The sequence below is a fragment of the Kribbella polygonati genome (assembly GCF_050320105.1).
Classification (GTDB): domain Bacteria; phylum Actinomycetota; class Actinomycetes; order Propionibacteriales; family Kribbellaceae; genus Kribbella.
Genome location: NZ_CP190129.1, coordinates 5,195,892 through 5,218,504, shown reverse-complemented (window position 1 = coordinate 5,218,504; position 22,613 = coordinate 5,195,892). Strand labels below are relative to the sequence as shown.

The 22,613-nt window shown below is 67.2% G+C and carries 20 protein-coding genes; 3 read left to right on the top strand and 17 right to left on the bottom strand.

The genetic code is table 11. The features are described from left to right. Positions 1–39 precede the first annotated feature (39 nt). The 7 genes from ACQHIV_RS24685 to ACQHIV_RS24655 are packed head-to-tail and all read right to left on the bottom strand — an operon-like array spanning position 40 to position 6,595. Positions 40–909 carry a sugar phosphate isomerase/epimerase family protein gene (locus ACQHIV_RS24685; protein ID WP_427885529.1) on the bottom strand — a complete coding sequence of 290 codons (870 nt, stop codon included), beginning with the start codon at positions 907–909 and terminating at the stop codon, positions 40–42. Beyond that, positions 909–1,733 (bottom strand): 3-keto-disaccharide hydrolase, encoded by an 825-nt coding sequence (locus ACQHIV_RS24680; protein WP_427885527.1) that lies wholly within the window; start codon positions 1,731–1,733, stop codon positions 909–911. The genes ACQHIV_RS24685 and ACQHIV_RS24680 overlap by 1 nt, the downstream gene beginning before the upstream one ends. A 15-nt stretch (positions 1,734–1,748) precedes the next feature. Beyond that, positions 1,749–2,573, bottom strand: a complete 825-nt coding sequence (locus tag ACQHIV_RS24675) for a carbohydrate ABC transporter permease (RefSeq protein ID WP_427885525.1) — start codon at positions 2,571–2,573, stop codon at positions 1,749–1,751. After that, a complete protein-coding gene (locus ACQHIV_RS24670) occupies positions 2,570–3,493 on the bottom strand; it encodes a carbohydrate ABC transporter permease (protein WP_427885523.1) in 924 nt (307 codons plus the stop codon). Before ACQHIV_RS24670 ends, ACQHIV_RS24675 begins: the two co-directional genes overlap by 4 nt. Beyond that, positions 3,490–4,794 carry an ABC transporter substrate-binding protein gene (locus tag ACQHIV_RS24665; RefSeq protein WP_427885521.1) on the bottom strand — a complete coding sequence of 435 codons (1,305 nt, stop codon included), beginning with the start codon at positions 4,792–4,794 and terminating at the stop codon, positions 3,490–3,492. Before ACQHIV_RS24665 ends, ACQHIV_RS24670 begins: the two co-directional genes overlap by 4 nt. Further along, positions 4,791–5,543, bottom strand: a complete 753-nt coding sequence (locus ACQHIV_RS24660) for a hypothetical protein (RefSeq protein ID WP_427885519.1) — start codon at positions 5,541–5,543, stop codon at positions 4,791–4,793. The genes ACQHIV_RS24665 and ACQHIV_RS24660 overlap by 4 nt, the downstream gene beginning before the upstream one ends. Then, positions 5,540–6,595 (bottom strand): Gfo/Idh/MocA family protein, encoded by a 1,056-nt coding sequence (locus ACQHIV_RS24655; protein WP_427885517.1) that lies wholly within the window; start codon positions 6,593–6,595, stop codon positions 5,540–5,542. The genes ACQHIV_RS24660 and ACQHIV_RS24655 overlap by 4 nt, the downstream gene beginning before the upstream one ends. Before the next feature lie 27 nt (positions 6,596–6,622). Between ACQHIV_RS24655 and ACQHIV_RS24650 the strand changes: the two genes are divergently transcribed. Together ACQHIV_RS24650 and ACQHIV_RS24645 are read left to right on the top strand one after the other, a co-directional pair. Next, positions 6,623–7,237, top strand: a complete 615-nt coding sequence (locus ACQHIV_RS24650; RefSeq protein WP_427885515.1) for a TetR/AcrR family transcriptional regulator — start codon at positions 6,623–6,625, stop codon at positions 7,235–7,237. Positions 7,238–7,318: 81 nt separating this feature from the next. After that, entirely contained in the window at positions 7,319–8,689 is a 1,371-nt protein-coding gene (locus ACQHIV_RS24645; RefSeq protein ID WP_427885513.1) for an MFS transporter, read from the top strand. 289 nt (positions 8,690–8,978) lie between these two features. On the opposite strand, the gene ACQHIV_RS24640 is transcribed toward ACQHIV_RS24645, so the two are convergent. The 4 genes from ACQHIV_RS24640 to ACQHIV_RS24625 all read right to left on the bottom strand — a co-directional run bounded on the left by ACQHIV_RS24640 (position 8,979) and on the right by ACQHIV_RS24625 (position 13,639). After that, positions 8,979–9,551 (bottom strand): GNAT family N-acetyltransferase, encoded by a 573-nt coding sequence (locus ACQHIV_RS24640; RefSeq protein WP_427885511.1) that lies wholly within the window; start codon positions 9,549–9,551, stop codon positions 8,979–8,981. A 685-nt stretch (positions 9,552–10,236) separates the two neighbouring features. Beyond that, positions 10,237–12,336 carry an acetate--CoA ligase gene (gene acs, locus ACQHIV_RS24635; RefSeq protein WP_427885510.1) on the bottom strand — a complete coding sequence of 700 codons (2,100 nt, stop codon included), beginning with the start codon at positions 12,334–12,336 and terminating at the stop codon, positions 10,237–10,239. Continuing rightward, positions 12,333–12,623: a hypothetical protein gene (locus ACQHIV_RS24630; protein WP_427885508.1), complete on the bottom strand. Its 291-nt coding sequence runs from the start codon at positions 12,621–12,623 to the stop codon at positions 12,333–12,335. The genes acs and ACQHIV_RS24630 overlap by 4 nt, the downstream gene beginning before the upstream one ends. Before the next feature lie 77 nt (positions 12,624–12,700). Continuing rightward, positions 12,701–13,639, bottom strand: a complete 939-nt coding sequence (locus ACQHIV_RS24625) for an NADP-dependent oxidoreductase (protein WP_427885506.1) — start codon at positions 13,637–13,639, stop codon at positions 12,701–12,703. An 87-nt stretch (positions 13,640–13,726) separates the two neighbouring features. On the opposite strand from ACQHIV_RS24625, the gene ACQHIV_RS24620 reads away from it, so the two are divergent. Beyond that, positions 13,727–14,230 (top strand): MarR family winged helix-turn-helix transcriptional regulator, encoded by a 504-nt coding sequence (locus ACQHIV_RS24620; RefSeq protein WP_427885505.1) that lies wholly within the window; start codon positions 13,727–13,729, stop codon positions 14,228–14,230. On the opposite strand, the gene ACQHIV_RS24615 is transcribed toward ACQHIV_RS24620, so the two are convergent. The 6 genes from ACQHIV_RS24615 to ACQHIV_RS24590 are packed head-to-tail and all read right to left on the bottom strand — an operon-like array spanning position 14,231 to position 22,423. After that, positions 14,231–17,404, bottom strand: a complete 3,174-nt coding sequence (locus ACQHIV_RS24615; protein WP_427885503.1) for an amidohydrolase family protein — start codon at positions 17,402–17,404, stop codon at positions 14,231–14,233. Next, positions 17,401–18,471 (bottom strand): C45 family autoproteolytic acyltransferase/hydolase, encoded by a 1,071-nt coding sequence (locus ACQHIV_RS24610; protein ID WP_427885502.1) that lies wholly within the window; start codon positions 18,469–18,471, stop codon positions 17,401–17,403. Before ACQHIV_RS24610 ends, ACQHIV_RS24615 begins: the two co-directional genes overlap by 4 nt. Before the next feature lie 10 nt (positions 18,472–18,481). After that, positions 18,482–19,312 carry an ABC transporter ATP-binding protein gene (locus tag ACQHIV_RS24605; RefSeq protein WP_427885500.1) on the bottom strand — a complete coding sequence of 277 codons (831 nt, stop codon included), beginning with the start codon at positions 19,310–19,312 and terminating at the stop codon, positions 18,482–18,484. Beyond that, complete coding sequence (locus ACQHIV_RS24600) at positions 19,312–20,364, bottom strand: FecCD family ABC transporter permease (protein WP_427885498.1); 1,053 nt, start codon at positions 20,362–20,364, stop codon at positions 19,312–19,314. The genes ACQHIV_RS24605 and ACQHIV_RS24600 overlap by 1 nt, the downstream gene beginning before the upstream one ends. After that, positions 20,361–21,401, bottom strand: a complete 1,041-nt coding sequence (locus ACQHIV_RS24595) for a FecCD family ABC transporter permease (protein WP_427885496.1) — start codon at positions 21,399–21,401, stop codon at positions 20,361–20,363. Before ACQHIV_RS24595 ends, ACQHIV_RS24600 begins: the two co-directional genes overlap by 4 nt. Before the next feature lie 2 nt (positions 21,402–21,403). Next, on the bottom strand, positions 21,404–22,423 hold the full coding sequence (locus ACQHIV_RS24590) for an ABC transporter substrate-binding protein (protein WP_427885494.1): 1,020 nt from the start codon (positions 22,421–22,423) through the stop codon (positions 21,404–21,406). Positions 22,424–22,613: the final 190 nt, after the last annotated feature.

The following is a 22,613-nucleotide window of genomic DNA, read 5'->3' as shown; positions in this document are numbered from 1 at the left end:
CCCTCGGGGATCCGAACTGACTCAGGACCGCGCGCGGCGCTAGAAGCTGCCACCTCCGAGGTGGTCGGTGATCCACTGGGCCGAGAGTTGGGTCGAGCTGAGGTTGGTTTCGGCTTCGGGTACGTCGACCTCGACGATGAGCCAGCCGGTGAAAGTCTCGGGGAGGGTGGCGATCGCGGCGAGGAGGTCGACGTCGCCGCGGCCGGGTTCGGTCCAGACGGTGTGGTTGGTGACGGTGGCTTCGAAGTAGTTCGCGTCGGCGTCCTTTGCGGCTCGGGCCTGGTCGAGGTGGACGTCTTTGAGGTGTACGGCGGCGATGCGGTCGGCGTACTGCGTCATGAGTGTGGCCGGGGTGATGCCGGCCCAGGCAAGGTGTCCGGTGTCGGGGCCGAAGGCAAGGATCGATGACGGGACGGCGTCGAGGACGGCGCGGATCTCGGGTTCGGTTTCGATCGGGCTGCCGACGTGTGGGTGCAGGGTCGGTGTGACGCCTTCGGCGGTGATGGCTTCGGCCGCGGCGCCGACATGGTCGATGACCTTGGGGAGGTCGGGGTCGCCGTACCCGATGGCTGGGTGGGCGATGCGTTCGGCGGTGAGACCGGTAGCCAGGAAGACCTCGGTGTTGCCGAGTTCCGCCTGGAACGCTGCGTGTCGCTTGGCGGCTTCGGTGACATCGCCGGCGTTGACGTCGACTGAGAAATAGCCGGGCGCCGGTGTCAGACCGTGCGGCGTCAGCAGCGCGCGGTAGCCGGAGACGTCGAGACCGGCAGGTGGGTCGGCGTGGATGCCGCGGAACGGGGTGGTCGCGATCTCGCTGAAGGCCTGCTTCAGGACCGGGATGCTCAGGTCGAAGCCGGCGGGAGTCAGGACCCAGGGGAGCGGGTTCAGCCCGACCCGGAAGTTTGTCATCAGTGAGCTCCTTCGAGAGAGAGGGCGGTGAGCGTGAGGTTGCGCCAGCGGCAGCGGGCGCCGCGGGCCCAGCGGGCTTCGCCGAAGTGAGGGTCGTTGTCGTGGACTTCGAGTGCGATGTGTCCGGTGGGGCCGAGTGCCTCGGCGACCGCGTCGGCGTCGTAGCGCGGGTGTTGCATCGTGGCGAGGTCGATCTCGGCGACGAGTACGTCGTTGACCCAGGTGGTGATCAGCGGTTTCGCGCCGATGCAGCGGATGCGGAGACTGTTCCAGTCACCGTTGCGCCAGTGGGTGAGGAATTCCTGGGGGTCGCCGCGCCGTGTGAGGCGTGCGGGTTTGTCGGGTGTCATCGGCTCCACGGATGTCGTGGGATCCTCGATCCGCAGACGCCCTTTGCAGGCGTCGAGGACGTAAGGTACGGCGTGGAAGCCGCCGGTGCCGTTGCCGAAGAAGCCGCCGATCGAGCCGGACTTGCGGTGGTCGACGAGTACCTGGAAGCCGGCCCAGTTGTCCGGGCGTCGCCGAATCATCACGCCGGTGTCGGCGGGCCAGTCCGGCTTCATTTCCAGTGTCAGTTCGAAGTCTCCGAAGGTCTGCTCGGTCACCAGGTAGCCGCCGTACCCTGGGTGATCTGGGTCCTGGAAGCCTTCGATCGCGCCGTCGACAACCTCCCAGCGGGCGGGGTGCGCGGCGGCTTCTCGTTCGTAGTCGGGAGCAAGGTCCGGGAGGAGTTCGCGGACTGGCGGTCCTCCGGGCCACAAGGTGTCGTAGGTGCGGGGTACGGCGTACCAGCCGTTGAGTGTCTTTCCGTCGAACAGTTCCACGCAGGGAGTCCTTTCTCAGCGGCCGGCGAGCGCCCCGCCGATACCGCCGATGCTGAAGTACTTGTTCAGGACCGCGAAGATGATTGCGGGTGGCAACAGCATCACGACCGACAGGGACATGACCGCGCCCCAGTCGACGGCGTTCTGCTGGAAGAAGGTCTGGAGCCCGATCGGGAGTGTGAAGATCGAGCTGGACCGGAGGAAGACGAGTGCGACGAGGTAGTCGTTCCAGGCGAGCAGGAACGCGAAGATCGCGGTGGACAGGATGCCTGGCAGCGAGTTCCGCAGCACGATCTTGACGAAGGAGCCGAAGACGGAACATCCGTCGACCCAGGCAGCTTCTTCGAGGGCGTGGGGGATGGAGTCGAAGTACGCTGCCATCATCCAGGTCGCCACCGACATGGTGCTGCCGACGTACACGATGACCAAGCCGATCAGGTTGTCGGTGAGTCCGAGGCGGGCGAACAGTACGAAGAGCGGGATGATCGCGGTGATGACGGGCAGCGACTGGATCACGAACAGCAGCAGGGAGAGGCCCGAGACCGCTTTGCTGCGACCGCGGGACAGGACGTAGCCGGCCGGTGCGGCGACGACGACCGAGACCAGGACCGTGGCCAGCGTGACGCCGAGGCTGTTGCCGAGCCAGATCCGCACATCGGTGTTCGCGAACACGTTGCGGAAATTGTCGAATGTCAACAATCCGCTTGTTCCGGACGGGCGGAGCGACAGCAGGAGCGTGGCGATTACCGGGACCAGAACGACGAGCGTTATGACGAGTAGCACGGCGAAGCGCCACCACTGCCCGCGGGTTCCCGGCTCGCGGGAGGCGATCGTGCTCATGCGATGTCCACCTTTCTGATCTGGCGGTAGAGCGCGGTGGAGACGATGACCAGGACGAGCGTCATCAAGAACGCAATGGCTACGCCGGGACCTGTCTGTAGGTCCTGGAATACGGTTCGGTAGGCGAGGACGACCAGCGAGGACGTCGCGTCGACGGGTCCGCCGCCGGTGAGCAGGTAGATGGTGGGGAAGTCGTTGACGCAGAAGATCGTCATCAGGATCCAGCTGATGTACGTCGACCGCGAGATCAACGGCAACGTGATGTGGACGAACTGCTGCCATCGTGAAGCACCGTCGATCCCGGCGGCTTCGTACACCGTGGGGTCGACCGCGGCGAGCGCGGCAGACGTCATCAGCATCATGAACGGGAAGCTGACCCACACCTTGAAGAAGCAGACCGTCACGGCCGCGAGTGTGGGATCGGCCAGGAAGTTGACCTCGCCGAAGCCGAGCTGTGCGGCGAGGCTCGGGATCGGGCTGGTGGGTGTTGCGACGAGCCAGTTCCAGGCGGTCGAGGACACGACGATCGGCACGACCCAGGGCAGCATCAGCAGTACCTTGAAGACCGTGCCGCCAGGGATCTTCGTACGCAGCAACAGCGCGAGGCCAAGTCCGATGAGCCAGCTGCCGAAGACACCGACGATCGTGAAGATCACGGTGAACCGGGTCGCACTCCAGAACCGTGAGCTGGTCAGCACTTCGGCGTAGTTGCCGAGGCCAACGAAGTTTCCGGTGACGATCAGGGTGCCCTCGCGGACCGACTGAGACGCCGCGACCACGAGCGGATAGGCGTTGATCAGCAACAGGAGGACAACGCACGGTGCGACCAGCAGGATCATCGTGACTGCCGTACGACCCAGCCGGAAGCCGTGACCTCGTGCCGTCGAGCTCGACGTTCTGACGACGGTCTCCGTCGTCATCGCTTGACGACTCCTTCGAGACCTCGTTGCAGCGTGGTGAGCGCGGCCTTGGGATCGGTCTGCCCCTGCAGCATGGTCTGGGCGAACTGCGCGAGCGCTTGACCGCCGTCGACCGCGGCGAGTGCCGCGAAGGATGCGGTCTTCTTCGCCGCGTACGTCTTGCAGACCGGCATCCACTTCTCGACGATCGCGACCTGGTTCGGGTCCTTGGCGTAGTAGTCCGCGCTCGCGATCGACTTCAGCACCGGCACGGCGACGCCGACGGCGGATCCCCAGTACTTGTGGAGCTGGCTGAAGTAGTACTTGAGGAACGCCTCCGAGGCCTCCTGCGACGGCGTGTTGGTGTACATCATCAGGTTGTTCACGAAGAACAGGCCGGCGATCGTCCCGCTGGGACTCTTCAGCGGGCCGGCAACGTGGAGGTCCTTGCCAGTCTTGCTCGCCTGCGCCGCGAGCCCGGCAGTGTGGATGCCGATGCCGGCCTTCCTGGTGTCCCACTGGGTGCGCAGGTTCTCGATGGTGTAGGACACCGCACCCTTGTCGATGATCCCTTCGTTCGCGAGCTGTCGTACGAAGGTCATCGCCTCGACATTGGCGTCGGTCACGCAGTCCGGTTTGCCGTCCGGATCGAACAGCCCGCCGCCGTTGTTGACCATCATCGCGACCATGGTGTGCGCGCCGAGATTGTTGTCCGCGCCGGAGCCGGTGGCGAAGCCCGTGACGCCGATCTTCTTGAGCGCCTGCCCCGCGGTGAGGAGTTCGTCCCAGGTGGTCGGCACCTTGGCACCCGCCTGGTCGAGAAGGGCCTTGTTGTACCAGAACGGGCGGACGTCGGTCTGCCACGGTACGGCGACGTACCCCTTGTCGGTCTTCATCGTGTCGAGCACACCGGGCAGGAAGTCGTCGTACGTGCCGTCCTTCTTCATCGCCTCGACGAAGTTGTCGGCGTACGCGATCGCGCCCTGCTCGGCGAACTGGAACGCCTGGAACCCGGCGCCGGAGCTGACCGCGGGCCCGGTCTTCGACGCGATCGCGGAGGAGAAGGTCTGGTAGAAGCCGTTCCACTGGATGATCTGGTACGACGCCTTCCCGAACCCCTGGGCCGGTGCGTAGCCGGAGACGATCTGCTTGCCCAGCGTGTTGTACGACGGCGCGCCCCACGGCATGTCCCAGAACTTGAGCTCGCCGGACGCGTCGCCGGCCTTGCTCGAACCGCTGTTGCCGGACACGTTGCACGCACTGAGAGCCGCGACACCGGCGAGTCCCAGGAACCCTCGGCGGGTGACCTTTCCATGATTCATGACTGCCCTCCTTCCACGGCGGCCAGTACCAGCTGGACGTCGTCGTACAGGTGACTGAGATCGGCGGGAGCGGTGTCGTGCAGTCGCCGCAGCGTCGCGCGATGGCCGGTCTCATAGATGGTTGGCGCCAGTACTGCGCTGTCGGGGCCGACGCTGGTGAGCCGGGCGGGCTGTGCCGTTTCGCCTGACGGGATCTGCAGCTCGACGCTTCCGTCCGAGGTGAGCAGCCGAACGGTGGCCGAGGTCGGTACGGCGGTTGTGCACACCACGCTGAAGTCCACTCCGACGTCGTCGGTCGTGCCTTCGGCGTACAACGCGTTGTCGGAGCGGTATCGGATCGTCAGCGCGCGCATCGGACTGCGGAGCGCCCGGATCAGCGTCAACTGGTGCAGTAGCGCGTCGCCGAGGTCGCAGCCGGGCGCGGCGATCACCCGGCACTCGATTCGGTTGCCATCAGCAACTTTTAGTGCGGCGCGATCGACCACCGGATTCGACGCCCACGGCGAGTCCACAAACACCGGGGCATTCAGCAGGTCGCCGAACTCGGCGATCCTCGGCTCCACCACGACAATGGCACCGTCGCCGCCATCCAACGCCCGCCGGACAGCGGCAGGCCAGTCGCCGGATCCGTCGACGATGGTCACGTCGGCGCCGTCGGGGAGCGAGACCGGCAGCGTCGCCACCGCAGCGCGGGCACCTCGCACGGCGGGCGTGGCAGGCGTGGTGGGGGTGGCGGGTGTTGGCTTCATGCGGCAGCCTCAGTCTTGGCGAGCGTACGAACCGCGTCGGCTGCTGCGTCGGCCACCGCGACGGTGAACTGGAGATCGTCAACGAGCCCATCCAGGTCAGGTGGTGCGACCTCCCCACGCACAACAGCCGCAAGCTCGAGCCACTCGGCCTCGTAACCGTTCGCCCGGCTGGGGCCGAACACGCGTGCCGATCCGGCGGTGGTGAGTGTGCTGACCGCCGAGCCCGCGTGCACGTACGACGGCGTGAACTCGGTGTGCAGGACCTGGTCGTCAGCGTACGCCTCAAGCACCCAGCTCGGCTGCCAGGTCTGCGACATCACCGCGTGCAGCTCGATGACCTTGCCACCGGCAACCATCAGGATCCGGTACCCGAACGGTGTCAACAGGTCGGCGCACAGGACGCGCAGGTCGTCGTACCGCGGCAGCAGACTCCGGATCAACGGCAGGTCGTGAACCGCCAGGCCCATGACGCCGGCGTGCACCATGCTCGCGCGTACCTCCACGTCGGACACATCGACTGCCGGAAAGGCCGCGCGACTGATCACCTCGGTCGCCAGGTCCTCGAAGCGCGCGTTCGGCGGGAGTACGACCGACGACCGGATCGTGTGACTCGTCGCCGGGAGATCACCCCAGCTCGCCACCGCGGCCCGCCAGCCGGGGTCGAAGGTGTGCATCGCGCCGACGAGAACCGGTACGCCGGTCTCCGCCGACACCGTCGCGATCAACGCGGCTTCGGCAGCCGACATCGCCAGCGGCTTCTCGCAGAGCACTGCCTTCTTGCCGGCCCGGCAGGCCGCGATCGCCTGCTCGGCGTGGTACGCGTGCGGACTGCAGATCGCGACGACGTCGACTCGCGGATCGTCGAGTAGTGCCTCGAGGGATGTCGAGTACGCCGTACCTGCGTTGCCCGCGACGCCCTGCGCCACGGCGGCGTCGACGTCATTGACATGGCGGACGGTGAAGTGGTCGGTGAGGCGGGCCATGGCCGGCAGGTGGATCGCCTGCGTCACCGGGCCGGCGCCCAGGAAACCGACTCCGAGAGTGGACTGCATACGCGGCTCCTCAGCGAAGCAACGCCGATGGTCCGCGGGCCGTACCGCAAGGGCGTCGAACGGCGCGAGCGGATCGTCCAGAGCGCCGCCGCCGTCTTCGGCGAGCTCGGCTACATCGGCGGGTCCTTACGCGCGATCGCCGATCGGGTGGGTGCGTCGCCGGCGACACTCATCCAGTACTTCGGGAGCAAGGAAGGCCTGCTGACCTCCGTCCTCGAGGACTGGACGAAGCAGACACGAGAGTCGTCGCTGCCGGAGAGCGTGCGCGGACTCGCCTACTTCCGGCAGATGCGCGCGCTCATGGAGTTCCACGTCCACCACCGCGGTCTGCTGGAACTGTTCATCACCATGGCTGCCGAGGCGACCAACGCCGAGCACCCGGCCCGCGACTTCATCCAGCAGCGGTACGCCACCGGCCTTGAGTTGTGGACCGGAAAACTCCGCGAGGCGATCGCCGACGGCGAGGTGCCCGCGCTGACCGACGAACAGATCGACACCGAGATCCGCACCCTCGTCGCGGTACTCGACGGCCTCGAACTCCAGTGGCTACTCGGAGCCGACATCGACCTGCCCGCCATAGTCGCGACCTACATCGACCAGGCCATCACGAGGTGGACCGTGGATCCTGGCAGGTTGACCTGAGCACCACCTGGTAGGGGGTTCTGTCATTACCTGGAACGACACGGCCTGGTATCCCTACGGAGCCGGCGGTTGCCTTGACTCGTGACCACCTCTGAAGTCCCCTTGCAAGCCGCTGCCGGTCGTAGGCCGGGGCTGACGTTGCTGACCGCGCTGCTGGGGTTCTTCCTGGTGACGCTGGATGCCGTGATCGTGAACGTTGCGCTGCCCCAGATCCGCTCCGACCTAGGTGGTGGGATCCAGGGGCTGCAGTGGGTGGTCGACGGGTACACGCTGGTGTTCGCCGCGTTCCTGTTGTCGGCCGGGTCGCTGGTCGACCGGATCGGCGCGCGGACAGCGTTCGGGATCGGTACGGCGCTGTTCGTACTCGCATCGGCGGCCTGCGGCCTTGCCCCCGAGTTGGCTGCTCTCGTGGTGTTCCGCTTCGTCCAGGGCGCCGGCGCGGCGGTGATCATGCCGGCCTCGATGGCACTGATCGCACAGGCCTTTCCCGATCATGTACGGCGAGCCCGGGCGGTGGCGTGGTGGGCGATGGGTGGAGCGGTGGCGTCGTCCGCGGGACCGGTGCTCGGCGGAGCGCTCACGCTGATGAGCTGGCGGCTGATCTTCCTCGTCAATGTGCCGGTCGGCGCGGTGACGTTGCTGCTGGTGACCCGTACGGCGCGGTCGACCAAGCACCGGGTGCCGTTCGATTGGGGCGGACAGGTGTTCGCGGTGATCGGAATGGCCGCTTTGACGTTCGCCGCCATCGAAACGGGCAGCACTGGTCTCACCGATCGCCGTGTGCTGGCCGCTGCGGTGCTGGCGGTCGTCGCGATCGTTGCCTTCGTCACCGTTCAGCGTCGGGTAGCCCATCCGATGGCACCGCCTGAACTGTTCCGCTCGCGGGTCGTGGTGTCTGCGCTCGTGATCGGGTTCGCGTTCATGGTCGGGTACTACGGTCTGCCGTTCGTGATGAGTCTGTATCTGCAGCAGCACGCCGGACTGTCTGCATTGCAGACGGGTCTGGTGTTCTTGCCGATGATGCTCGTCGGCCTGGTCGTCACACCGCTGGGACCGCGCCTGGTCGAGCGTCTCGGCGCCCGTACGGTGGTGGTGGCGGGTCTGCTTTTGATGACGCTCGGTCTGGCGAGTATCGCTGTCGCGCCCGTCACCACGGGGGTTGCCGTGTTCGCCGTACTCGTGGTGCTGGTCGGCCTGGCCGGGCCGACTGTCATCCCGCCGGTGATCGCCCTGCTCCTGCACGCCGTGCCGGTGCACCGGGCCGGCACCGCGAGCGGAGTCTTCAACACCAGCCGGCAACTCGGCGGGGCGCTCGCCGTCGCGGTCTTCGGCGCGTTCCTCAATACACCGGCAGGTCTCCACGCCGGCCTCCGCCTCAGTCTGCTAACGGCCGCAGCGGCCGCCCTCGGTGCGGGCATCACGGCCCTGGCCGGACTCCGTCGAACCGCTTGACTGATCCGGACTGCAACAAGGTGCAGATCTGATGATTCCGCTTCGGCCGCCCAACCCGCCACACCGTACTCATCTCCGCCTGCGCGGCCAGGCTGGTAGCGAGCGCTATGGCGAACAGGACGCCCAGCGCGCTGCGGACCCCGGGGAGTCGGGTGAGACCGCGCATGACGCTGTCGTCGGTGCGGCGGCGCAGGACTACCGCCCGCCAGCGAACTCGAGGAACAGTCACCCGACGTACAGGACCAGCGCCGTGACTGATGCGGAGGTCGCGGGTGCCCTACTGTCTCCATCAGGGAGCGATGCGGGCGTGGAGGTGCTGGTCGTGCCAGCCGTCGGTGTGCAGGAGGGCGCTGCGGAGGGTTGCTTCGAAGGTGTAGCCGGTCTTTTCGGCGACTCGGCAGGAGGCCGGGTTGGCGATCGAGTGACAGAGTTCGAGGCGGTGCAGGCCGAGATCGTCGAACGCCCACCGGGTGACGCGTTCGACCGCGGCGGTCACTATGCCGCCGCCGCGCGCGGTGGGAAGTACCCAGTAGGCGATCTCGGCGGAGCCCTGGGCGAGGTCTATGTGCTGCCAGCCGATCAGGCCGATCGCCTCTCCCTGACGTGCGATGGCCCAGATCGCGGCGGTCTCGGCGCGCCAGCGGGTGTGCATGCGGAGGATCCGCTGCTGTGCTTCGGCCTTCGACGGTACGAAAAGAAGGTTCCACTGCTGGATCGACGGATCGTCGCCGGCGGCAACCAGGGCGCCGGCGTCGCCGAGTTCCCAGGGCCGCAGGTCTAGACCGTTCCCGAGTTCCAGGATGGGCTGCTCGTGCCGGGTCATCCGCCCGGGCTGAACCACCGGGGGTACAGGCTCGTCCACGCCACTATCCAATCAGGGTTTGTCACCGGGGGTGGACGTGTGGTCCGGTGCTGGACACCGATACCCATGCCTGGAGCTCGTCGTTGCTGATCGCAACGAGTTGGAGGCGTTCGGGAAGCCGCCCGCGGCCGATGACCGAGACGGTGACATGTCGATACGCATCGACCGCAGCGCACCGGCCGGCCTGGTCAAGGTGCGGAACGCGTACGACTCGCCGCCGATTTCCACCGGCCGGTGTCGTCGCCGTACACAACAATCCGCGATACGACATCGACGACCTGCACTACACCGGCTTCTGAGAACGTCGCCCGCTCAAGGTGTGAAGAAGCAGAAGATGTGGCCGACGGGGCCGGCGTACACCCGGACGGCAGGCTGGGGCTGGAACTCCATCACTCGAGCGCCGGCGCCCAGTTGCCGCCGAGCCATGGTTGAGCCGAACGCACGCTTGCGGGCGGCACGCGGACCGGGGTAATCGATGTCGCGTGTAGAACTGGTCGAGGCGCTCAGCGCGAAGCTCCGAGAGACACCGGTGCGCTGCATGACGTCGACGCGTCTTACATCGCCAAGCTGGAGCGCGGGGTGATCTCCCGACTGTGCGGGACCAATCGCGACTGCCTCTGCCGGGCCTTCGGCATCGACGACGCCCGGGCGCTCGGATTCCGTGCGCCGGGCTGAGCTGCTTGCCTCACTCTGCGCGGCCGAACGACTTGATCTCCTCGGCTTCCTGTGGGGAGAGGTCGCGGGGGACCTCGCCGCGGGTGAGCTTCTCGCTTTGGACGTGGTGGCGGATGTCGTCGACGATCTCCGGGTTGGCGAGGGTGGTGACGTCGCCGACGTCGGTGAAGTTCGAGATGCCGGCGATCACCCGGCGCATGATCTTGCCGGAACGGGTCTTGGGCATGTCGGTGACGATCCAGACGCTCTTCGGCCGGGCGATCTTGCCGATCTCGCGGACGATCGCCTCGGAGACCTTGGCCTCGATGCCCGCGCCTGCCGAGAGCCCGGGCTTGAGGGCGACGTACATCTCGACCGCGCGCCCGCGGACCTCGTCCATCACCGGTACGGCGGCGGCCTCGGCGATCTCGTTCACCGTGAGGGCGGCCGACTCCAGTTCCTTGGTGCCGAGGCGGTGGCCGGCCACGTTGATGACGTCGTCGACGCGGCCGAGGATGCGGAAGTACCCGTCGGCGGCCTGAACGGCACCGTCGCCGGCGAAGTACGGCCAGTCCTGCCAGTCGGTGCTGTTGCGCCTGTTGTACTTGCTGTAATAGATGTCCACGAATCGTTCGGGTTGGCCCCAGATCGTCTGGAAGATGCCAGGCCAGGGGTTGCGGATGCAGATGTTGCCGGCCCGGTCGCTGCCCGCCTCGATGGTTTCGCCGTCCTCGTCGTAGATCACGGGGTAGATGCCGAGTACCCCCGGCCCGCAACTGCCGGGCTTCATCGGTTGCAGGGCAGGCAGCGTGCTGCCGAGGAAGCCGCCGGTCTCGGTCTGCCACCAGGTGTCGACGATCGCGGCCTCGCCCTTGCCGACCACGTCGTGGTACCAGCGCCAGACCTCCGGTTCGATGGGCTCACCAACGGTGGTCATGTGCTTGAAGCGATAGCGGTATTTCGCGGATTCGTCCGGGCCGACCTTGCGGAGCATCCGGATCGTGGTCGGCGCGGTGTGGAAGATGTTCACACCAAGGCGTTCCGCGATCCGCCAGAGCCGTCCGGGATCGGGGTACGTCGGTACGCCCTCGTACAGCACGCTCGTCGTACCGAGCGCAAGCGGGCCGTACACGATGTAGGAGTGCCCGGTGATCCAGCCGATGTCCGCGGCGCACCAGTACGTGTCCTCGGGGTGGATGTCCTGGTAGTACTTCGAGGTGCCTGCGACGTACGCGAGGTAGCCGCCGGTCGAGTGCTGGCAGCCTTTCGGCCGTCCCGTAGTACCGCTGGTGTACATCAGGAACAGGGGCGCCTCGGCGGGCATCGAGACCGGCTCGACGACGGCACCGCGGAAGTCCGGGAGCAGATCGTCGATGAAGAAGTCTCGGCCTTCGACCATCGGGCTTTTCGAGGCATAGCTGTTGGGGTGACGGCGCCAAACCAGCACCTTGTCGACCTCGTGCCCGAGCTCGCGGGCGGTCGCCACAGCCTCGTCCGCTTTCACCTTGTGGTCGACGAGTTCGCCGTTGCGGTAGTAGCCGTCCATGGTGACCAGGATGTTGCTGCCCGAGTCGGCGACCCGGCCACCGCAGGCGGCGCCGCTGAAGCCGCCGAACACCTCGGAGTGGATCACGCCGAGACGTGCGCAGGCCAGCATGGAGACCGGCAACTCGGGGACCATCGGCAGATGGAAGGTCACCCGGTCGCCGGTCCGCACCCCGCCGAAATCGCGGAGCAGCGCCGCGAACTCGTTGACGCGTCGATACAACTCCTGGTACGTAATCGCCGACGTCTGCTCGGATTCCGGCTCGGGCACCCAGATCAACGCCGCCCGGTTGCGGCTGGTGGTCAGGTGCCGGTCGACGCAGTTGTAGCAGGCGTTGAGCCGGCCCCCGACGAACCACTTCCAGAACGGCGGATCGGTGGTGTCGAGGGTGGTGTGCCAGTACTTGTCCCAGCTGAGCAGGTCGGCGTACTCCTTGAAGCATTCGGGGAAGTTCGGCTCGCTGAACCGCTCCAGGATGTCCGGGTCGGCCGCGTTCGCCTGGGCGATGAACTTCGCCGTCGGCGGGTAGTACGCCTCCTCCCGCCAGTGGACCGCGATCTGCGCTTCGGACGGCTCGTTCGTCATGGCTCATCTCCAAGAAGACCGGAACACAGGCCGAACTCGTACAGCAACGCCGAATCGGCGGCCTGGTGATCGAAGGCGACGACATTCCCGTGCAGCAACGAGATCCAGCACATCTCGTCGGCGAGCGCGATCGCCCGCGCGGTGACCGCCGGCAGGGCGCAGAAGGGCCGGGTCTCCGCCTCCCGCCGCAACGCCTCGGCGGACCTGGCGGACACCTCGTCACTGGCCGCCGCACCGAGCTGCCCGAGCAACACCGACAACTCGCCGACGACATACTGCCGCGTCATCGCCATCGCCTTCAGATCCCAGAATAGGCCGGACCGGTCAGTTCGGGCACCATCGGAACGGAGGGCTACGGCGCTCGTCAGGCGGTGGGTGGGATGGCTACGACCTTGCCGTGGAGCTGGCCGGCGTCGGCCTGGTGGTGGATCGTGGGTAGTTCGCTGAGGGGTACGCGCTGGGCGATCTCGACGTGGAGGTCGCCGGTGTCGATGAGGCTGACGAGGTGTGAGAGGACCTGTGCGTCGGGGTGGACGAAGATCGTGGCCGCGCGGACGTTTCGCTGTTCGTCGCCAGGTGTGGTGACGGTCGGCGTCGTCGAGACGACCACGCCGCCGTCGCGGACCCGTGTGACCAGCGCGGTGAATCCGTCCGGGGTGATCGGGGCCAGGTTGAGCAGTACGTCGACGGGCTCGGTGATCGCGTCGAGTACCGAGGTGGTCGTGTGGTCGATGATCTCGTCCGCACCGGCCGCCTTGACGATCTCGGTACTGCGCGGGCTCGCCGTGGCGATGACGTACGCCCCTTCGCGCTTCGCCAGCTGTACGGCGTACCCGCCGACGGGGCCGCCGGCACCGTTGATCAGAATCCGCTGACCGGCCTTGAGCTGACCGGCCTCGAAGAGTGCCTGTGAGGCGGTGAGCCCGACGGAGGGTACGCCGGCCGCGTCGGCAAGCGGGATGCGCGCCGGCGCCTTCACGAGTGCGCTCGCCGGAGCGACGACGTACTGGGCTGCCGAGCCGTCGGCGTTCATGGGGATGAAGCCGATGACGTTCTCGCCCACGGCGAGGCCGTCCACCCCGTCGCCGAGCGCGTCGATCGTGCCGGAGACGTCGTAGCCCGGAGTGTGCGGCAGGGTGATCGGGATCGGCAGGAAACCGCCGCGGATCCCGCCGTCGGCCGGATTGAATGCCGAACCGGCGACCTGGATGCGAACCTCACCTGCACTGGGGACCGGCTGGTCGGCGTCTTCGTAGCGCAGAACCTCCGGGCCGCCCGTTGCGTGGAACCGTACTGCCTTCATGGCTTTCCCTTTCGATCATGTGCTTCGAATTCGAAGCACATGACGACAGTAACACTGCTTCGAATTCGAAGCAACTATGATGTCGTCATGGCCGAAGAGGAGAACCTGCCCCCGCTTGACCCAGCTGGCCTCGGTGCGTACTTCGCGCTGATCGAGGTGAGCAGCCTGTTGCGCCATACGGTCGAGCAGCAGCTCCTCGATGCCGGTGACCTCAGCTACGTCCAGTTCCAGCTCTTGGCGACGCTCGGGGACGCAGCGGACGGAAGCCGCCGCATGACCGAACTGGCGGACGGCGTGGTGTACAGCCGGAGTGGCCTGACCTATCAGGTGGGCCTGCTCGAGAAGGCCGGGCTCGTGACGCGCAGGCCGTCCGCCGACGACGAGAGGGGTGTCGTCGTCGCGATCACCGACGCCGGCCGGGATGTACTCGCGAAAGTGTTCCCCGGACACATCGACGTACTGCGGCAGCTGTTCCTTGCCCCGATGGCGCGCGAGGACATCGAGAGCCTGGCCCGCATCCTCACCGTCGTCCGCGACCACATGCGCACCGTCCCACCCCGATCGGCGAAACCACGCCGCAAAAGCAGCTGATCAGTGGCAGGTGCCGCCTCCCCAGGGCTCGGACCAGTCGATGCCCAGGGTGTTCTGGGTTTCCCAGTAGAAGCGGCCTCGGGTGCGCTGCCGTGGCGCGAGTTCGTCCAGGGTGGTGGCGTCGTACAGACGGCCGTTGACCATGGTGGAGGTCACGCTGGTGGAGTTGGCGATGTCGTCCAGCGGGTTGCGGTCGAGGATGAGGAGGTCGGCCAGCTTGCCAGGCTCCAGGGAGCCGATCTGGTGGCCGACGCCGAGGCTTTCGGCCGTGTTGAGCGTGGCCGCGCGGAGGACCCGGAGTGGACTCATTCCACCTTCGGCGAGGAGCGCCATTTCCCAGTGCATCGCGAGCCCGGGGATCTGGCCGTGGGATCCCGCGTTGACGCGTACGCCGGCGTCGTCGAGTTTCTTCACCGAGCGGGAGACCGCCAGTACGCCGATGTCGTACAGCTCGTCGGCGACGTGGATGGTCGTCATCGCGCGAGAGTGCGGCGGCGCGCCGTACGGCGTACCGAGTGGGCTGTAGCCGCTCAGACAGGCCTGGACGAACGTACGGACTCGCGGATCCCGCCATGCCTTGGTGTGCTGGTACGCCCAGTTCTCGCCGAACAGCTCGCCGAACGCCACGACGAGGGTCGGAGTGATGGACGCGCCGGACACCTTCATCAGCTGGACGATGTCGTCGTAGATCGTGGCGACCGGGAAGTTGTGTTCGAGGTTGGTGTGGCCGTCGAGCACCATGCTGACGTTGTTGTAGAAGTGCGTCTCACCTTCGACGACGATGTTCACGTCGTGCTCGCGGGCGGCCTTGACGAGCATCTGCCGGTGCCGGCGTTCGGGCCACTTGTAGCTCTTCACGCTGATCGTTCCGAGCTGCTTCTTCCGGCGTACGATACGCTCCGCGTCGGCGTACTCGGTGATCGGCGTGTACAGGTGGAAGAAGTTGTGGTCGCGGCCGTGGATCGCGCTGCCCGTTCCGATCCAGCGTGGGCCGGTCATCAGACCGGCCTGGGTGAGCTCGGCGCTCTCGTAGTTCGGTAGCTCGGACGAGAACGGGTCGAAGTTCGTCGTCACCCCGAACGCGAGCGCCGCGAACCGGGAGGCTTGCTTCTGCGGTGTCGCGCCGTCTCCACCATCGGCGTCGATGTGGCCGTGACCGTCGACGAGACCCGGCATCAGTGTCTTGCCGGCGCAGTCGATCACCGTCGCATCCGGGGGAATCTCCACAGTCTCAGCCGGACCGACCTCGGTGATTATGTTGCCATTGACAACGACAGTGCCTGGCGAGTGGACCAGGTCGCCGTTCATCGTGATCACGGTGCCGCCGACGAACGCGATCCGGCCGGTCGGGACGTCGGCGGGGACCCGCAGGTCGATCGTGGTCGCCGATGGATCGCCGATCGGGCCGTCGGTACCGATCTCAAGGCTGTAGATCGTCGGGCCGATGCACCAGTGCAGTGTGCGGCTGTCCGGCGCCCAGATGAGGGCCTGCCCGCCGTAGTCGGCGATCTGGAAACACGGAGTCTCGGCGGTGTCCGGAGTCACCGGCAGCACGTGGCCGGTGTCGCGGTACGGGACGAGGTAGTACCGGTGCCGGGAACGGAACGCGAGCCAACGTCCGTCCGGGCTGAGCCGCAGCTCGTAGGTGTCGACGTCCGCCGTGCGCGCGTGTTCCCGACGGTCCTTGCCCTCGAGGTCGACGCTGAACAGCACCTCGGCCGGTTCGTCACCACTGTTGTCGATGGCAACGGCGTAGACCCGGGTGCCGTCCGGGCTGAAGGTGGGCGCGTCGTCCGCGGCAGTCAGGTACCGAGGCTCGCCGCCGTCCACGACGTACACGCCTGGACGGATCCTCGCGCCACCGATGTGCACGTCGTGCGGCTGGATCCGGTAGATCACCTTGCTGCCGTCCGGGCTCAACGAAGGCTGCCGGATAACGCCCGTGGTCGTCGTGACGACCTGATCGCCGGCCAGGAGTCTGCTCCCGCGCTCGTCGTCCCACTCGACATACACGACCCGATCGCCGTCCGCGTCGTACGCCGGTTCCGCCGCGTGCCGCGCGTGGTCGCCGAGCGGCAGGAGCGTGGTGCCGTCCAGCGCGCTGTGCCACAACCGCCCGAGCGCTACCAGCGTCGCGGACTGCGCCTTCGGCGCAAAGGCGAGGTGCCGGATCGCGCGGACCTCGACCTCGGCCGGGGCGAGGTCGTGCCGAGGCCGGACCGGAGCGGTCAGCGTCTGCCGGTACGTCGCCTCGAACGGGATCGGCGTACTCCGTCCCGTCTCGACGTCGATGCGCAGGATCTGACCACCGGCCCAGATCGCCACCTCGGTGCTGCCCGGGAACCAGGAGAAGCGTGGGTAGTAGTTGCCTTGGATCTCCCACACCGCCTGGTTGTCCCGGTCGAGCCCGTCGAACACGGGCCGTTGCTCACCGGTCGCGAACTCGAGACAGAACAGTACGGTCCTCTCCTTGACACGCCGCAAGAACGCCAGCCGTCGGCCGTCCGGAGAAAGGCACGGCCGGATGGCACCGCCGAAGCCGCCGACGACCGTCTCGCCCCTGCCGTCTGCGAGCCGGTGCCGCTTGATCGCGAAGTTGGCATGGTTGGCATCGACGTACAGATGCGGCCGGACGAGGCGCTCCGCGTAGTACAACCACTGGCAGTCAGGAGACAGCGCCGGCTCGAGGACGTCGCGGCCGCTGGTCGGTACGTCGACCAGGAGGCGGCCGTCTCCGCGCCCGTGCTCGTACAACCGGAGCTGCGAGGAGAACAGCTTGCGGTGCGCGCGGAAGATCCGCGGCGCGATGATGCTGCGGCTGTCCGGTCCCCAGATGGGTTCCGTCAGGATGTCGTGGGTCTCGAACGTCAGCTGCTGCGGATTCGTGCCGTCGACGTCGCAGGACCAGGCGTTGTCGTAGCCGTCCGCGTCGCTGAGGTACAGGAGCCGCGTGCCGTCGGGGCTGTGGACCGGCATCCGATCCATCGTGGGTCCGGCGCGCAGCACGGTCGCATGACCTCCCGTCACCGGCATCGCGTACAAGGTGCCGAGCAGGTCGAAGACGATGGTCTGTCCGTCCGGGCTGACGCTGACCGACATCCAGGTTCCCTCGTTCGTGGTGAACGAGACCTCGTGGGTTGGCTGTCCGGTGTTCGTGACATCCCAGTCGCTCATGCCACGAACTCCAGCCAACGGTCCGCTGTCGCCTCGCAAGGCTTGCCTTCCTGCACGATCAGGCTCGGCCTGATCAGGTCGAAGGTGAGCATCATCTTCGTCTCCCATCGATTCGTCACGTCGGCATCAGCCCGCGGATGCGCGCAGATCGGTGCCCCGTCCTCCCAGTGCGAGACGAGCCCGCGTGCCCACGCCGTACGGTCGGCTCCGGTCAGGGCAGAGCGCAGCCCGACCAGCGCAGTCATTCGTGGCAGGGTGTCGTCCCCGACCGCGACCAGGCGGTCGCCGGTGGTCAGCTCGGGGTCCAGGAAGTGGTTGGTGTGCAGCAGGTAACCGTCGTTCGTCGGTCGTAACTCGGCCGATCCCGCGGGGGAGAGCTCCACCGTTGCCGCCTCGCCGTTCCGGGTCACGACAGTGAGGGCCGCCGAGGCGGTGACCGGCGCCGACCGGGCGATCGCGACCGCCTGGGCCACGGTGGTCGCGTTGTCCAGTACCCGCCGTACGACGGCGTGTACGGGAACTCCCGTCGTCGAGCCGTCGGAGCGGTGGCACAGCAGCGTGAACAGTACGCCGAGGCCGGCCGTGTTGACGCCGATCTTCCCGACCACGCCGTTCTCCGCGAACGTGACGACACCAAGACCGGCAGGCGAGGTATGGCGGAGGACCGTGAAGTTCGAGGCCTGCGGGATCCAGTCCCAGGTCTGCAGAACTCGCGGCGGCCGGCCCGGTACGACGAGCGCGGCCGTCGTGCACTCCTTCAGCCCCGCGATCGCACCTCGAACCAGAATCTCGGTCCGCGCATTGAGCGCACCTACCCGCCACACCGGCAGCCCAGCACCTGCGGCGATCCCACGAGCCTCCGCAGCCAATGCCGGATCCCAACCATGCAACGCTTCTAGGCACTCGTCGGCAATTCGCCGTACGGAGGATTCGCTGAGCCCGGCTGCGCGGAACAACCAGTCGTAATCCTCCACCGTGCCGGCGATGCGATCCCGCCACCGCCGGCCGATCTCCTGGCCACGCTCGACCGGATCGGTCGCGGTGGACACCTGGATGTTGAGCGACATCATGCCCGCCTCAGAACGAGAGGTGCTGGCCGATGGGTACCACCATCGGCGTCCGCGAGACCGGATCCTGGATGACCTTCGACTCGAGGCCGAAGACGGTCCGCACGAGCTCCTCGGTCACGACCTCGCCGGGCACCCCTTCGGCGACGATCCTGCCCTGCCGCATCGCGATCAGGTGGTGCGAGTAGCGGCAGGCCAGGTTGAGGTCGTGGAGCACGACCGCGATCGTCCGGCCGGCGTCCCTGTTCAGTCGGACCAGCAGGTCGAGTACCTCGATCTGGTGGTGTACGTCGAGGTAGGTCGTCGGCTCGTCGAGCATCAGTACGCCGGTCTCCTGTGCCAGCGCCATCGCGATCCAGACACGTTGCCGCTGCCCGCCGGACAACTCGTCGACGCCGCGGTCCGCGAGCTCCGCCGTACCGGTCGACTCCAGCGCCCACGCCACGATCTGCTCGTCCTCCGGAGTCCACTGGCGGAACCACTTCTGGTGGGGGTACCGGCCGCGGCAGACGAGGTCGGCGACGGCGATGCCCTCCGGCGCGGACGGGCTCTGCGGGAGGATCCCGACCTTCGTCGCCAGGTCCTTGGTCGACATGGTGTGGATGTCGTGACCGTCGAGCATCACCGTTCCGGACCGCGGCTTCAGCAGCCGGGCCAGGGCGCGCAGCGTGGTCGACTTCCCACAGGCGTTCGCTCCGACCAGCATGGTGATCTTGCCGGGCGGGATGTCGATGTCCAGGTCCGGGACGATGTCCGCGCCGTCGTACCCGAGCCGCATGCTCCGGGCCGACAGGCACTGGCCGTCCGTCGTACGTTCCTGATCAGGCTTCACGATCGTCATCAGTTTCCTCGTCCGGACTTGTTCGTTCTGGCCAACAGCCACAACAGGTACGGCGCGCCCGCGATCCCGGTGATCACGCCGACCGAGACCTCGGAGCTGGAGAGTGCGGTGCGTCCGACCAGGTCAGCGACGCTGACCAGGACGGCTCCGGTCAGCGCTGCCTGGACCAGGGCCGCCGAACCCGCGCGGGTCAGCCGGCGGGCGATCGGGCCGGACACGAAGGCGACGAACGCGACCGGTCCGGCCGCGCCGATGGCTGCGCCGGCCAGTGCGACGGCCGCCAGGAGCAGTAGGGCACGCGACCGCTGCACTGCCAGCCCGACGCCGGCGGCCGTGTCGTCGCCGAGCTCGAGTACTCCGAGGCGCTTGGCGAGCACGAGCGTGCCGGGGATCGCGACGGCGAGCATCACCAGAATCGGCCAGATGCTCTCGATCCCGCGACCGTTCAAACTGCCGCTCAACCACAGTGCCGCGGATGCCGCGTCGTACGTGTGAGCCCTGGTCCAGAAGAACTGGATGAGGGCGAGGGCGATCGCGCCGACCCCGATCCCGACCAGCACCAGCCGGTAGCTCGACAGACCCTGACGGTAAGCAAGGACATAGATCAGTACGGCGGTGACGAGCGCGCCGCCGGTCGCCGCGAACGACAGGAACAGGCCGCTGAGGCCCAGCACCGTCAACCCGATCACCGCGGTGAGGCTGCCGCCGGCGGTGATGCCGAGAATGTCCGGACTGGCCAGCGGGTTCCGGGCGAGAGCCTGGAAGACGGCGCCGGACATTCCGAGAGCGGCGCCGACGGGCAACGCGAGGATCGCGCGCGGCAATCGTAGATGCTGTACGACGAGAACCTCCGCCGGATCGCCGCGCCCGACGACGTCGGACGGTACGTGCCACACCGGGATGAGAAAGTCGCCCAGCGACAGGCTGACCAGGAAGGCGAGCACGACCGCCAGGCCGAGGATCGTCGTGACGCGGCGGACCCGCCCTGTTGTGCGTGCACGGGCCTTGGCCACGTAGGCAAGCGATTCGGGAGATGCTGTGAGCTGAGTCATAGGGATCGCACCTGCTTGCGGCGGACGATGGCGATGAAGACCGGGGCGCCGAGGATCGCGGTCACCACGCCGACCTGCAACTCGGCCGGGGCGACGACGAGGCGGCCGACGATGTCGGCACTCAGGAACAGCAGTGGTGCGAGGACCGCGCTGTACGGGAGGATCCAGCGGTAGTCGGGCCCGACGAGCGCCCGTGCGATGTGCGGCACGGTCAATCCGACGAAGGTCACCGGCCCGACCGCGGCGGTGGCCGCTCCGGCGAGGATCATCACGGCTCCGCCGCAGATCAGCCGAGACCTTTCGACCCGGACGCCCAGCGACCGCGCCACGTCGTCGCCGAGCGCCAGCGCGTTGAGCATCCGGCTGGTGGTCAGGGCGAGCACCGAGCCGATCAGGACGAACGGCCATACCGCGTCCGCGATATCCGCGCCGCGACCCGCCAGCGATCCCACCGACCAGGCTCGGAACGCATCCATGGTGCGAATGTCCATCAGTTGCACCAGGGTGGTGAGCGAGCCCAGCAGCGCGGTGATCGCCGTACCGGCCAACGCCAGCTTGATGGCTGTCGCACCGTCTCGTCCGATGCTCGCGATCAAGTAGACCGTCACGACCGCGACACCGGCACCGGCGAACGCGAACCAGACGTAGCCGCTCAGCGTGGTCGCTCCGAAGAAGAAGACGCCGATCAGAACCGCCAGGGCCGCACCGGCGTTGATGCCGAGTACGCCGGGGTCGGCCAGCGGGTTCCGCGAAACCCCCTGCATCACGGCGCCGGCGAGACCGAGCGCGACACCGGCCATCAGCCCGATCAGCGTCCGCGGAACGCGGAGCGTCAGCACGACCGTCTGCTCCGCGTTGGCGCGATCGTGATGCAGGAGCGCATCGACAGTCGTCTGCAGCGGGATGTACCGGGACCCTAGCGTCAGGCTGGCCAGCAGGACGGCGATCAGCAGAACGGCGATCAGCAGCAGCCCGATCGGTCGGGTGGTTGCCCCGAGCACCTGTTTGCGCTCGGCCGTGACGACGGTGGCCGTCATACTCAGACAGCCTTGGCCTTGGTCAGGATCGCGGTCAGCTTCTGCAGGCGCTCGGTGTAGTCCTGGTAGTTCAGCGACACCCGGACCCACTCGCCGACCTGGCCCGCCTGGACCGCCTTGATCTCGTTCCACGTCGGATACTTCTTCAGCTGGTCGACGCCGAGCGTGTAGCCGCGGGTGTCGACGAGGACGACGTCCGGCTGGTACTTCGCGGCGTTCTCCCAGCTGACCGCCTCGTAGTACGAACTGACCAGCTTGCCGGTCGGCTTCATCACGTCGACGCCCCAGGCCCGCAGGTCCAGCAGATCCGGGAAGAGATCGGGTACGGCGAAGAACACCTGGTCCTGCGCCGGCGTGACGGCCAGAATCTTCAAGCCGGGATGCGCTTTCGCAGCGGCTTTGAGGTCGTCCACCGCGGAGTTCCAGGTCTTGCGCGAGTCCGCGACCTGGCCGCTGTCGACATTCGCGCCGAGGGCCTTGGCGAGCTCGGAGAAGCGCTGGATCACGTTCGACGACGGCTTGGTGGAGTCGAGTGCGAGGATCGGGGCGATCGCCTGGGCGTCGTCCTGCATCTTCTTGGTCTGGAAACCGTAGACGCCGCCCGGGAACAGCACTCCGTCGCCGGTGTAGAACGTCGAGACGATGACGTCCGGGCGCAAGGCGGCGAGCTTCTCCATCTTCACCTCGCCGAAGACCTCGCCGACCGACTCGATCCCGGTGGTGTCGAGGCCTTTCAGCATCGGGTTGCTGCCGAGCGGCGCACCGCCGAAGATGCCGACCGGCTTGATCCCCAGGTGCATCAGTGCGTTGGCGGCATCCTCCTGCGCCACGACGCGAAGGCCTGACTTCGGCTTCGTGACCGTCACACCACGGTCGTCGGTGAAGGAGAAGGAGCCGCTACCAGTGGCTTTCGGGGCCTGTTGGGTGCCGACGCCGCACGCGCCGGCGGCGAGTACGGCGGCTGCCATCAGCCCGGCCAGCCCGAATCGGAGGCAGCGGAACAGGCCTGTCGGATTTCTCATCTCGATCGCTCATTTCCACGAAGTGGACGAAACGAGCCGGTGGGGCGAACCGCTCGCTGGGGATCTGTCGTTCGGAACAGCTGCCTGACGATCGGCCGGTCATGCTGTTCATCGAGTACGCCGGAACGTTTCGGCACATCGAAGCACCGCATTTTCCGCACTGTCAAGAACTCGAGGCGATTCGCCGTAC